Raw genomic sequence first — 12482 nt, forward strand, 5'->3', positions numbered from 1 at the left:
GTTTGACCACGTTGTTCGACTCGTGACCGGGTTTACTAGGCTTAACGTCATGACAGCGAACGAAGGTGTACTCAAGAAGGTTGTAGAGGTTGCAGAGCAGTTAGCTCCCCGGTTGCGAGACATTCGCACACGGATTCACCAGAATCCGGAACTGGGTCTGACTCTTCCTGCCACGCAGAAAACTGTGCTGGATGCTCTTCACGGCTTGGATCTTGAGGTGACGACTGGAACCAATCTGGATTCGGTCGTAGCCGTGCTGCGTGGTGACAAGCGTGGCGAAAACCCGCAAGCGGTGCTTTTGCGTGGTGACATGGATGCGTTGCCCGTGACCGAAGCTACCGGGTTTGAGTTCGCTTCGACGAATGGCAACATGCACGCGTGCGGGCACGACTTGCACGTTACTGGCCTTATTGGTGCCGCCCACATCTTGCACGCATGCAAGAGCGAACTGGCAGGTGACGTCGTGTTCATGTTCCAACCGGGCGAAGAAGGTTATAACGGAGCCGGGAAGATGGTGGACGAGGGAGTCCTTGAAGCTGCCGGCGTCCCAGTAGTGGCCGCGTTCGGGGTCCATGTTTCGGCTGATCAGCCCCCAGGGCACGTGTACTCCAAGCCGGGTTCGTACATGGCGTCTGCGAACAATCTAGAAATTACTGTCCGCGGCCGAGGTGGTCACGCCGCCCGCCCGGAAGCCGCCTTGGATCCGGTGCAGGTTGGGGCCTCGATCGTGGGCCAGTTGCAAGAGTTTGTGTCCCGGCACTTTTTTGCGTGGGACCCCGTGGTGCTCACGGTGGGGCAGTTCCAGGCAGGAACTGCGCCCAACGTCATCCCCGACTCTGCGTATCTGGCTGCGAGCGTGCGCACATTCTCGGAAGAAACCACCAGCGAATGTGAACGGGTTCTCCCCGCCCTGGTGGAGGGGATCGCGCAGGCACACGGCCTGACCGCGGAGGTCAACATGTACCGCCTGCTGCCAGCCACCATCAATAACAACGATGAGAACGCCCTGTTCCTCGAAACTGCTGAAGCCCTGTTTGGCACCGAACGCGTTCACCTCATGGACCACCCTAGGGTGGGGTCAGAAGACTTCTCCCGCATCCTTGATCTTGTTCCGGGGTCATATGGACACTTCGGTGCGGCGTACGGGCCGGAAGACACGTGGGAAGCTAACCATTCACCTCGGGCGCGGCACACGGATACCGCGTTAGGCGACCAGGCGGCGTTTCTTGCCGCGCTGGCACTCAACCGTTTGAACAAGGACTAGCATGCAACCGCTGTACACCTCGCAACAGGTGCGCGACGCAGAAGCACCTCTTCTGGCAGCCGGCCAGGGCAAGGAGCTCATGCTGAAGGCGACCACGGGGCTTGCGCATGTGGTTGTGCGGGAACTGCAGAACAGGTACGGGAGAGTGTATGGAACCCGCGCGGTCGCGTTGGTGGGTTCGGGAAACAACGGTGGAGACGCGCTGTACGCGCTGGAGTTTTTAGCCCGCCGAGGTGTCGCCTGCCAGGCTGTGACCGTCGCCGGTTCTGCGCACGAGGAAGGGTTAGCCGCCGCGGTGGCAGCGGGCGTGCGCGTCACCACGGAGTGGGACAGTGCGCGGGACGCGGACGTGGTCATCGACGGGATTCTGGGCACAGGGGCCTCTGGGGCGCTTCGCGAACCCTTGGCGAGCCAGCTGACCGACTGGCAAAACAACGCGTGTGATCAGCTGTGTATTGCGGTTGATGCCCCCACGGGCGTGAACGCGTCAACGGGTGAGGTTGATCCGCATGCGGTGCGTGCGACCCACACGGTGACGTTTGGCATGTTGAAGGCTGGGCTGTTTGTGCACCCAGGGGCTGGGTTTTGCGGGCACGTGGAGTGCGTGGACATCGGTTTGACCAGCGTGGACGCCCCGGCTGGCTACCTGCACACCACGGCGAGTGTGCCGGGGCCGGGCGAACAGGACCACAAATATTCGCGTGGCGTCCTGGGCGTTGCGACCGGGTCACAGCAGTACCCAGGTGCCGCCGTGTTGGCGTCTCTTTCCGCCCAGAACACTGGCGTGGGAATGGTGAGGTATGTGGGTGACGCAGCTGGGTTGGTTATGCATTCCGTGCCCGAGGTCGTTACCGGGTGGAGACGCGTGCAAGCCTGGGTTGTGGGCCCCGGGGCGCCAGAAGATGAACTGGTCGATGAGGTTTTGGATCAGGCGTATAAGAAGTGTCTGCCTGCCGTAATTGATGCAGGTGCGTTGGCGCGGGTGAGCAAGACACGTGACCACTGGGTTCTCACTCCGCACGCAGGCGAAGCCCAATCACTGTGCGAGTCGCGCGGATGGACTGTGACGCGTGAGGAGATTGAGTCAGCACCTGCACACTGGGCGCGACGCTTGGCCTCTGAACTGGGGTGTTGTGTTCTGATTAAGGGTGCGCGCACTGTTATCAGTGAGCCCGACGGTACGTTGCACCTCACGCCGGTAGGGCCGGCACGTTTGGCTACAGCTGGTAGTGGCGACGTTTTGGCTGGCATCATGGGTGCCCTCATGGCAACAGAACAGCCGGCTGGTTCGCGGAGCGCCGCGGTGGTGGCAGCGAATGCTGTTCTTCTTCATCATGAAGCTGCCGGGAACCGCGCATTGGAAACTGCTCAGTCTATTCTGGAAGTCGCACGTTCACACAGGGAGGAATCATGACGTCTGCACCACTGACGGCCGTGATTGATACGCGCGCACTTGTACACAATGTGCAACTGTTGCAGAAACGCGCTGCAGGAAAACAACTCGTGGCAATTGTGAAAGCAGACGCATATGGACACGGGGTGAACCTGGTGGTTCCTGCGCTCGCCCGTGCTGGCGTGACGCACTTTGGTACTGCGACGATCCCGGAAGCTGTGGCTGTTCAGGACTTTCTTGCTGACCGTAGCGGTCAGAGCAGTCAGAGCGATGGTGGCGATCAGCGCGACCACACAGTCATGTGCTGGCTGTACGAACCAAACGCTGACCTTTCTGAACCTGTTGAACGCGGAATTGAGCTGGGCGTGGGATCACCTGCGGCCCTTGAATCAATCTTCAACGCCGCCCACACCACCGGAAAAACCGCACGTATCCACCTCAAAGTGGACACGGGTTTGGGCCGCAACGGCCTCAACAGTACGCAACTACAACAGGTGTTAGAACAACTTACCACTGCACACGGCGTGCAGGTGTGTGGTGTCATGTCTCACTTCGCATGCGCTGACGAACCAGACAATGACTTCAACACAACCCAGATTGAGAGGTTTAACCAAGCTGTCGACACGGTAAAAGCAACGCTTCAGATCGACAACCTGATGGAACACATCGCCAACTCGCCTGCGATCCTCTCCATGGACCCCGTGCCAGGAAACGCGGTGCGGGCCGGTGTCGCCATGTACGGGCTCAGCCCCTTCGCGCCAGTTGACCACTCCTACTCGGAAGGCCTCCAACCGGCGATGACACTGGTCTCACACGTGTGCGCAGCCAAAGACGTCCCTGCAGGCCAAGGTGCCTCATACGGACTGCGGTACACAACCTCGGCGCCGTCCAAATTTGCGCTGGTAGCCGGCGGGTACGGGGACGGAATCCCGCGCCAAGCCTCCCACAAAGCGCACGTGGCCATTCAAGGAAAAGCGTTCCCAGTCGTAGGGTCGATTGCCATGGACCAGATGATCGCTGACGTGGGCGACGCGCAGGTATCTCCCGGGGACCCAGTGGTGATCTGGGGCAACGGCGGCCCACACGTCGACGAATGGGCACAGTGGGCGGACACCATCAACTACGACATCGTCACCCGATTGGGAGCTCGCGTGCCACGAGTAGAACAGGAGCACACGTGATCCGCACGTCGTCCGTGGAACAGACAGCCACTTTTGCCCGCGTCTTGGCTACCCATGTGCAGGCCGGAGACGTGATTCTGCTGACCGGAAATCTGGGGGCCGGGAAAACCACGCTCACTCAGATGATCGGGAAAGAGCTCAACGTGCGTGGCCGCATCACCTCACCCACCTTCGTCATTGCGCGTGAACACGAAGCAGTAGGCGACGGCCCGGGGCTCGTTCACGTCGACGCGTACCGTTTAGAAGACGCGATGGAACTGGACGACTTGGACCTCGACTCGGAACTCGACGACATGGTCACGATCATCGAATGGGGCCGGGGCAAAGCAGAACAGCTCAGCGACTCCTACTTGGACATTTTCATCGACAGGCCCGAATCCGATCCCGAATCCGAAGCGCGCACCTACACGCTGAGCGCCCACGGGTCACGGTGGGAAGGTCGCGTTGAACAACTGACAACCGCGTGCCAGGAGGCGCTGTGATCACATTGGCGATTGACACCTCGGCGGCGGCGAGCGTGGCACTCGTGGACTCACACGGGGAGGTGCATGCTCAACGCACCACGTTTAGTGCGCGTAAGCACGCCGAATTTGTGGGCCCCGCGATCCGCGAAATCACGCAAGACGTGCAGCCGCAGCGGGTGATCGTGGGCGTGGGGCCCGGGCCGTTCACCGGCTTGCGCGCTGGGATCGCCACCGGGATTGGTTACGCGCTGGGTTTGGGTATTCCCATTTATGGTGTGCGCAGCCACGACGCGTTGGCATTCCGTGCAGCAGCCCACGGAATCACCGGCGACATTACTGTTGCCACCGACGCCCGCCGTAAAGAGGTGTACGCAACCACCTACCACTTGGGGTCTACCGTGACCTTGGTCGACGGGCCACGCGTGATCCTCCCGGCAGAGCTCACACCGGCTGCCACCCGAATTGGGCGAGGCTTTGTTCTCTACTCCGAAACCCTGGGCAACCCGGCACGTACGGAAGATGAGTCCACCGAACCCACGGCCAGTGACCTCGGCCTGTGCGCCCAGGACCAGCCAGGCAACCCGGAAGGACTGGGCGCGTTGCTTGACACCTCGCCACTGTACTTGCGTGAACCGGACGCCAAACCCCGCCAATGATCGAACGCATGCGGTGGATGGACATTGCCCCGGTGGCGGTCCTCGATGAGAAGAGTTTTGGAAACCAAGCATGGACCGAAGAGTTCTTCTGGTCGCAAATGGCGGTTCCCGGCAACCGGTTTTGGGTCGCGCGGGACGGTGGCCAGGTTGTGGGGTATGTGGGGCTCTCAGTTTCCGGCCCCCAAGGTGACATTCTGACGCTGGCCAGTGACCGCCGAGGTGTTGGCAGCCGGCTCTTGGATGTCGCCATGGACGCGGCGCGAGAAGCGGGTGTCGAAGCCCTGTATTTGGACGTGCGCGACGACAACGAACGCGCTATTTATTTGTACGCCTCGCGCGGGTTTGAAGAGATCAATCGGCGGGCTGGTTACTATTCGGACGCAGACGCCCTCATCATGCGTAGTAGCCTGTGAGTATGGACATTGAGGCCACCCTCACTGAATGGGAAGACGGTTGTGATTTGGTGATCAGCTCGGTCGCTCCCGTGGACCGTGCAACCGTGTGGAACTACGTGACAGACCCTGATTCTGCTTCGCAGTGGTTCGCTCCGTGGAGTCGCGACGACGACGTTGTGACATTCGACTTTGACGGTGAGCAGCTCACGGGCGAAATCATCGGGAGCGAAGATGAGCGGTTCTTCTTGCTGGAACTTCCGTTTGGGCGAGTGGGCCTGAATGTCAGTGAAGAAACGCCTCATTCAACACGTCTTACGGTGACCCACACGTTCGCCACGTATGAGGAAGCGGCACACACAGTTCCTGAAATTGGGCCCGTGTGGGACACCCACCTGCGCGCTTTACTCACGGAACTTGGAGCGAAAAACGTGGACATCGACGAAGATTCCCAAGCACGCATGTACGCGAGCCTCGCGGTGGAGGACCAGTGACCGAACCTTTGGTGTTAGGGATTGAAAGTTCCTGCGATGAAACCGGTGTAGGGATCGTGTGTGGTCGCACCCTGCTAACGAACACGGTCGCTTCGTCCATGGACGAACACGTGCGTTACGGGGGAGTAGTTCCCGAGGTGGCCTCCCGGGCGCACATCAACGCAATTGGACCTACCGTGCAGGCGGCACTGGACGATGCGGGCGTGACTGTGGACGACCTGGACGGGATAGCAGTGACAGCCGGACCGGGACTGAGCGGAGCGCTCATGGTGGGCGTGTCAGCGGCTAAAGGGCTGGCCGCTGCCACGGGTCTGCCGCTGTACGGGGTGAACCACTTGGCGGCGCACGTGGCCGTCGATATGGTGGCCCCCGATTCGCCTGGGCTCACGCTGCCCACCGTGGCGCTGCTGGTTTCTGGCGGGCACACTGAGATTCTCACCATCACCGACATGGTTGACGGGGTGGAACTGGTTGGTGCCACGATTGACGACGCGGCGGGGGAGGCCTTCGATAAGACAGCGCGGTTGCTGGGCTTGGACTATCCAGGTGGTCCCAATATTTCGCGTGCTGCAGCAGGTGCTTTCACTGACGGGGTTGCAGGGGATCCGCACGCGGTTGCGTTCCCGCGGGGGCTTACGTCTGCAAAGGATATGCGTGACCCGGAACGTCGCTATTCGTTTTCTTTTTCTGGTTTGAAGACCGCGGCCCTGCGCTATGTCACTCAAACGCCCGATGCCAATGTTGCGGATGTCGCGGCTAGTTTCGAAGAAGCGATTGTGGACGTGCTGGTGAAGAAGGCGCTTTTGGCGTGTGAAGACTTCAACATTCCTCACTTGCTTGTAGGTGGGGGAGTTGCGGCGAATAGGCGGTTGCGCGCTCGCCTTGAGCACGACTGTGCGGAGGCTGGAGTGACGTTACGGATTCCGCCGTTCGCACTGTGCACGGATAACGGTGCCATGGTGGCTGCGTTGGGCGCGGAGATCATGAGTCGTGGGCTGGCCCCGTCGGACTTTTCGTTTGGAGTGACAAGTTCATTGGAGGTCGACCACGTCTATGTCTGACCCACAGGTTTCGCGTGCTTCTGGTGACGGGTGGTGTGAAACACCCCAGGGTCGTTTCTGGGGGTTGTTCGGAGCCGCTGGTTTGCTCATTCATGACCCGGAGCGGGGCGTTTTGCTCCAGCACAGGGTTTCCTGGTCAGCTCACGGAGGGACGTGGGGTATTCCTGGAGGGGCTAAGCACAAGGGTGAAAGCGACACTGCGGCCGCGATTCGGGAAAGTCACGAAGAAGCAGGTGTGCCGGCTCTTGATGGGCACGACATTGAGATCCTTGATCTGTACACGGTTGATAAGAGCGGCTGGACGTACACCACGGTGATTTGCCGGGCTTTGGGGCGACTGGAAGAAAGCATCAGTGACCCTGAGAGTGAGGAACTCGCGTGGGTTCCCGTGGACCAGGTTGAGAGCTACCCTTTGCACCCCGAATTCGCGAAGGCGTGGCCTACCCTGCGTAAGTCCTTGGGGTGACTTCCGCGCGTGACGTGTTGTGCGGACGTATGGCTGGGTGGCCTGCGTGCGTGAACGGTTTACCCAACACACTTCGAACTGCTGTGTTGGCTACACACCCTTTTTGTTCGTTTTGTTCACGTTTTCGCGCGAAAATCGCCTAGTTACCCAACACAGCAAGTTCAAAACTGCTCACTTGTGGTGGGTAAACCGGTTTAGGTTTCAAGGCACTCGCGCACCTTGAGCACAATACTGTCCATCTCGTGTAGTGCGGTCACGCGAATCACTGTCCATCCGAGTCGGCCTAGTTCGTAGTAACGATCCGTGTCTTTGAGTACTTGTTCGGTGAGCTCGAAGTGGTGGCGCCCCTCGTATTCGATCGCGATTTTTGCAAACGGGTATGCCAAGTCCGGGTGGATATGTACTCCGAACCGCTCAATCCACACTGGGTGTGCGACCACTGGTTCAGGCAGACCAGCGCGCACAAGCGCTAACCGGAGTCGTGTTTCTTGAGGTGACGCAACGTTCTCACGGGCCAGCGCACTGGCTTCTTTCAGCTTGGACCACCCGTGAACCTTGGGCCCGGCAGCAACCAGTTCATCGAGTTTGGAGCGTGTGAGTTCCGCTGGTCTGCGCCATGGCCCCATGAGCGCGTCAAGGACTGCGACCAGGTTGTCCACAGGCTCTTGCCGTGCAAGGACATGAAGAATCCCGCCGAGGTGGTGAACCCTTAGGCCTTCTTTGGTGACCTTCGCGGTGTCTGTCATGCGGAAAGTTTTCACGTGCGGAACCAAAATTGGGTTGCATTTCTTGGGAACCGCAATGTCTAGCTCTGGTCGAAGTTTGACTGGCAGTCCACGCAGATAAGCGGCACTGTTACCCGTGACCAGTGCGTGGGGTCGGGTTGCCGTTAATGCGCTGAGCTCAGTAAATAAGGTCCACCAGTGAGGATCCTCGCGTGCCCAGGGTGGTATGCGTACGGTGCGAACATGCGCATCAGAAGTGAAGGTTCCCCTCAGTTTGTGGCCTTTGAGGAATACCGGTGTGAGTTGTGATGTGCGGAGACCACGTGTGCGCGCCTCCTGTATAGACATCGGAATGTGCAGGGTGCGTTGTGATGTGTTTGTGAACTCCATGCGCTGAATGTAGGCCCCTGGGTTCGCTTCCGCTATGGCCCTTGAACGATCTGTGGAAAACCTGATTTTCCGGGTACACCTGTGCCGCACAGTCACACGCTGAGGACAACGCTGAACGGTTTACCCAACACACTTCGAACTGCTGTGTTGGCTACACACCCTTTTTGTTCGTTTTGTTCACGTTTTCGGCTCATATTCGACCCGTTACCCAACACAGCACACGAAAAACTGCTCACTTGTGGTGGGTAAACCAGTTTCGACCTACTCCGCGCCAGGCGCAATAACCTCAGAAGGCCGTGTGGACTTAAACTCGTCAACCAAAAGCTTGGCTACTTGGAACATGTCGCCCGTGTTTTCGTGAACAGCCCGTTGACGCTGATAGGACGCGCCAATGCGCGCAAACTGCAGCATGTCCAGAAGCTCATCTTCACACCCAAGCTCACGGGCAATCGGGGTTAAGAACTCCACCTCATCAGCAATTACGTGCTTCACCAGGCGCTCACGCCCCAGTTCGTTTTCAATGATGATCGCGTCCATCCCGTAACGCGCGGCACGCCACTTGTTCTCCACATGGAACCACTGCGGCATAGTGGGTAGGCTCAACCCGCGGTCCAAACGATCGCAGAAGTGGTGCACTAGACACTGAACGAACGCGGTCACTGCGGCGACCTCGGCGATGGTAGGCATCCCGTCACACACCCGCACCTCAATGGTTCCCCACTTAGGGGCAGGTCGGATATCCCACCGGATCTCATTGATCTGTTCAATCACGCCGGTCTTCTGCATGTCGCGGACGTACTTTTCATATTCGCGCCACTCGGTAAACGGATACGGCAGTCCGGCGGTGGGCAACTGCTGGAACAGCATGGCGCGGTTGGACGCGTAACTGGTATCCGTGTCTTCCCAAAACGGGCTGGAAGCACTCACCGCTTGCAAGTGCGGCACGTAGCACATGAGCGCGTTCATAATGGGCAAAACGTACTCGCGCTTGTCGATACCCACGTGCGTGTGAACCCCGTAAATGAGCATGTGGTGACCCCACCACTGCGTGCGGTTAATGAGTTCCGCGTAACGTTCCTTGTCGGTCACCTGTTGCTCACGCCAGTGCGCAAACGGGTGAGTTCCTGCACTCATGAGGTCCAAGCCCAGCGGGTTTGTGATTTCGCGGAGCTGTGCAACAGAAGACTTGAGATCCGCTACCGCGCCAGACACCTGTTCATGGACACCGGTAACAACCTCAACCGTGTTCGTGAGCATTTCGCCCACAATGCACGAATCAAGACCAGCTTCACCAACAAGAGTAAGGACCTCACCGGCACGCGGGACGAGGTCCAAATTCGTCTTGTCAACCAAAGCTAGCTCCCATTCGACTCCCAAGGTCGAACGGGGGGACTGCGCAAAATCAACCATGATGGCAATCCTAGTGTGTAGCCCAGGAATACACGGTGTGAGCTAGCTCGCTGGGTCGCCTGTCGCAACGGGGTTTGAATCGTCCGATGACCACCCTGACCAGGAAGGACCGTACAAAACCGGGGTCACGCCCACTTGCATCAAGCTCAACGCATTGTGACACGCTGTGACACCAGACCCGCAATAAACCCCTACCTCCGCGGTAGCCTTGCCCGTTTCGTCAAGCACGCCGAGGTCGTTCCACGCCTTCCGCAGTTCCTCCTCTGAGAGCCACCGCCCGTTAGGGGTGTTGAGGGTTGTGGGCCGGTTGATAGCCCCTGGGATGTGGCCGGCTTTGGCATCCATGGGTTCGTGGTCCCCGCGGTAGCGTTCGGCGGCGCGGGAGTCGATGAGAATGCCGGTGCGGGCGAGCTCAGCGGCCCCCGCTGCGTCGGTAGTGGGAAGGGACGGAGTGACGGTGTAGGCCGAAGGCACGCGCTCATTGGTGTCGGGGCCATGTTCCAGTTCGTACCCGGCGTCTTTCCATGCGGTCAGGCCACCGTCGAGCACGTGAACATCTGTGAGCCCCGCCCACACGAGCAGCCACCACGCGCGGGCAGCCGCAGTTGAGGAGGCGTCGTCATAGACCACAACAGTGGTTCTTTCATCGATACTCAAACACTGCAGCGTCCGTTGGAATTCCTCAACGCTGGGAAGCGGGTGGCGGCCCAGGTGCGGTTGATCGGGGCGATGACTGGATAGCTGTTCGTCCAGTGATACGTACGTGGCCCCGGGAATGTGATTTTCCAGATAGTCCGGGTAACCGTTGGGTTTGCCCAGGGTCCACCGCACATCCAGAATGCGAACACGGGGTGTCCCCAGAAGCGAGTGAAGTTGATCCACGTCGATCACGTACTGCGTCATTGAGTCGCCTCTCGTTAAGCATTTGCACATTACAGCCTAGCTAAACTTAGCCCCATGCGTCGTTTAATCACCGCGGGAATCTGTGCTCTGTTGCTGACAGGTTGTGGAGGGACCCAAGGGAACCCCACACAAACGTCGGGCCCTGCGCAGAAAACTGAGAAGTCCCAAACCGCTGCCACGGCCCCTGAGGCTCCTGAAACCCCACAGCCCCAGGGACCGGCGCCGGTTGAAGGGATAAGCAAAAAGGACACCGCGGAAGCAAAACAAATCGTCGAAAAGATGTCGGATGAAGAACTGGCCGGATCTGTTTTGATGATGACGTATCAAGGAACGGATCCGCAGGTCGCTGCGGACACCATCAAACGCTTGCACCTGTCCGGCAGTATCGTCATGACCTACAACCTGGGCGATGCAGCCACTTTTGAAGACCTGAAAGCGACCACCTCGGCGATCAAAGCAGGCGGCAAAGACCGCGACTGGCCGGTTCTGACTTCAGTCGACCAGGAAGGTGGCCCCGTTGCCCGCGTACGTTCGGCAACCATGCCGTTCCCGCCACTCATGGCCGGTGGGGCCGTGCGCAACAAGGACACCGTCACCAACGCAACCCACGCGCAAGGTGCGGAACTGCGCGACGCCGGTTTTTCGATCGACTTCGCCCCTGTCGCCGATGTCACCGTGGGTGCGAAAGACCCAGCAATCAACGTGCGGTCTGCGGGCGACAAGTCTGACGCGGTGAGCGACACGGTCGTGGCCGCAGTGAACGGGTATAGCAAGGCGGGGATTGGTTCGGCGGCCAAACACTTTCCGGGCCACGGATCCTTGACGGTCGATTCGCACGAATCCCTGCCGGTGTCCAAGAAGTCGCTGAAAAAGCTGAGCAAAACGGAATTTGAGCCGTTTCGGAAGGCCGCCGAGGTGGGGGTTCCGTTGGTCATGGTTGGCCACATTGCGGTGCCCGGGAACGAAAAGCTTCCCGGTGACCTCAATCCCGAGGTGTATGAAGCTTTGCGTAAAGATGTTGGCTTTGAACACGTGGCAGTGACCGATGCGTTGAACATGGGCGCGGTTACGCAAAAGGACGCGGCGCTCGCCGCGATCAAGGCGGGGGCAGATTTGGCTCTCATGCCTCATGACATTGAACAAGCACACGCAAGCATTGTGAAAGCGGTGAAAAGTGGCGATCTGTCACGCGAGCGGATAACGGAGGCTGCGACGCGGGTGGTGGCGCTGAGTCTGTGGCAAAAGCGCAGCGCTGAAACTGCTAAGGGGAGTGCCCCTAAACCTGAGGGCGCGTTGCGTGCGTACGCTGAGGAGTCTTTGTCGGTGGTCCGTGGGGCGTGCGAGGTCGCCACGCCACTCAAGCAAGCGCGAGTAGTGGGTGACGATGAGGTTGCTGTTCAAGGACTGTCCGAGGCGTTTGAAAATAACGGTGTATCTGTTGGTAGTGGCCCAACTGTGAGCGTGGGACAGAAGGCAGCAAGTGGGGCAGAGTACGTTGTGGGGATCGGTGCACCGTGGAACGTGGACCGGGCCAAGGCTGACACTGTCATTGCCACATACACCGGCAACGAGTATGCGATGGATGCTGTAGCCAAATACTTGACCGGTGAACTGGAAGCGACAGCGCAAGTTCCCGTCAAGGTTCGCGGTAAGTCACCTACGTGCGGAAAGTAGCGGGGGCTG

Annotated in this window: 13 protein-coding genes; 10 read left to right on the forward strand and 3 right to left on the reverse strand. The window is 59.4% G+C overall.

Features of this window, described 5'->3' with window-relative positions; translation table 11 throughout:
- Window positions 1-49 precede the first annotated feature (49 nt).
- The 9 genes from QP868_RS01695 to QP868_RS01735 are packed head-to-tail and all read left to right on the forward strand — an operon-like array spanning window position 50 to window position 7371.
- Window positions 50-1264: a M20 metallopeptidase family protein gene (locus QP868_RS01695; protein ID WP_284924839.1), complete on the forward strand. Its 1215-nt coding sequence runs from the start codon at window positions 50-52 to the stop codon at window positions 1262-1264.
- Between the two features lies 1 nt (window position 1265).
- On the forward strand, window positions 1266-2678 hold the full coding sequence (locus QP868_RS01700) for an NAD(P)H-hydrate dehydratase (protein WP_284924840.1): 1413 nt from the start codon (window positions 1266-1268) through the stop codon (window positions 2676-2678).
- Complete coding sequence (gene alr, locus QP868_RS01705; protein WP_284924842.1) at window positions 2675-3838, forward strand: alanine racemase; 1164 nt, start codon at window positions 2675-2677, stop codon at window positions 3836-3838. The genes QP868_RS01700 and alr overlap by 4 nt, the downstream gene beginning before the upstream one ends.
- Window positions 3835-4320 carry a tRNA (adenosine(37)-N6)-threonylcarbamoyltransferase complex ATPase subunit type 1 TsaE gene (gene tsaE / locus QP868_RS01710; RefSeq protein ID WP_284924843.1) on the forward strand — a complete coding sequence of 162 codons (486 nt, stop codon included), beginning with the start codon at window positions 3835-3837 and terminating at the stop codon, window positions 4318-4320. The genes alr and tsaE overlap by 4 nt, the downstream gene beginning before the upstream one ends.
- Window positions 4317-4958: a tRNA (adenosine(37)-N6)-threonylcarbamoyltransferase complex dimerization subunit type 1 TsaB gene (gene tsaB, locus QP868_RS01715; RefSeq protein WP_284924845.1), complete on the forward strand. Its 642-nt coding sequence runs from the start codon at window positions 4317-4319 to the stop codon at window positions 4956-4958. Before tsaE ends, tsaB begins: the two co-directional genes overlap by 4 nt.
- The gene (gene rimI / locus QP868_RS01720) at window positions 4955-5371 is read left to right on the forward strand and encodes a ribosomal protein S18-alanine N-acetyltransferase (protein WP_284924846.1); all 417 of its coding nucleotides are present in this window, start codon (window positions 4955-4957) and stop codon (window positions 5369-5371) included. The genes tsaB and rimI overlap by 4 nt, the downstream gene beginning before the upstream one ends.
- Window positions 5372-5373: 2 nt before the next feature.
- On the forward strand, window positions 5374-5844 hold the full coding sequence (locus QP868_RS01725) for an SRPBCC family protein (protein ID WP_284924848.1): 471 nt from the start codon (window positions 5374-5376) through the stop codon (window positions 5842-5844).
- Complete coding sequence (gene tsaD, locus QP868_RS01730) at window positions 5841-6905, forward strand: tRNA (adenosine(37)-N6)-threonylcarbamoyltransferase complex transferase subunit TsaD (RefSeq protein WP_284924849.1); 1065 nt, start codon at window positions 5841-5843, stop codon at window positions 6903-6905. The genes QP868_RS01725 and tsaD overlap by 4 nt, the downstream gene beginning before the upstream one ends.
- Window positions 6898-7371, forward strand: coding sequence for an NUDIX domain-containing protein (locus QP868_RS01735; RefSeq protein ID WP_284924850.1), 474 nt, complete (start codon window positions 6898-6900; stop codon window positions 7369-7371). Before tsaD ends, QP868_RS01735 begins: the two co-directional genes overlap by 8 nt.
- Window positions 7372-7565: 194 nt before the next feature.
- Here the strand turns inward: QP868_RS01735 and QP868_RS01740 are convergent, their stop codons facing one another.
- The 3 genes from QP868_RS01740 to QP868_RS01750 all read right to left on the reverse strand — a co-directional run bounded on the left by QP868_RS01740 (window position 7566) and on the right by QP868_RS01750 (window position 10799).
- Window positions 7566-8117: an endonuclease domain-containing protein gene (locus tag QP868_RS01740; RefSeq protein WP_284924852.1), complete on the reverse strand. Its 552-nt coding sequence runs from the start codon at window positions 8115-8117 to the stop codon at window positions 7566-7568.
- A 630-nt stretch (window positions 8118-8747) separates the two neighbouring features.
- Entirely contained in the window at window positions 8748-9896 is a 1149-nt protein-coding gene (locus QP868_RS01745) for a glutamate--cysteine ligase (RefSeq protein ID WP_284924854.1), read from the reverse strand.
- 42 nt (window positions 9897-9938) lie between these two features.
- Window positions 9939-10799 carry a sulfurtransferase gene (locus QP868_RS01750; RefSeq protein ID WP_284924855.1) on the reverse strand — a complete coding sequence of 287 codons (861 nt, stop codon included), beginning with the start codon at window positions 10797-10799 and terminating at the stop codon, window positions 9939-9941.
- A 54-nt stretch (window positions 10800-10853) separates the two neighbouring features.
- Between QP868_RS01750 and QP868_RS01755 the strand changes: the two genes are divergently transcribed.
- On the forward strand, window positions 10854-12473 hold the full coding sequence (locus QP868_RS01755) for a glycoside hydrolase family 3 N-terminal domain-containing protein (RefSeq protein WP_284924856.1): 1620 nt from the start codon (window positions 10854-10856) through the stop codon (window positions 12471-12473).
- Window positions 12474-12482 lie beyond the last annotated feature (9 nt).

The organism is Brevibacterium sp. UMB1308A (assembly GCF_030230605.1).
Taxonomy (GTDB): domain Bacteria; phylum Actinomycetota; class Actinomycetes; order Actinomycetales; family Brevibacteriaceae; genus Brevibacterium.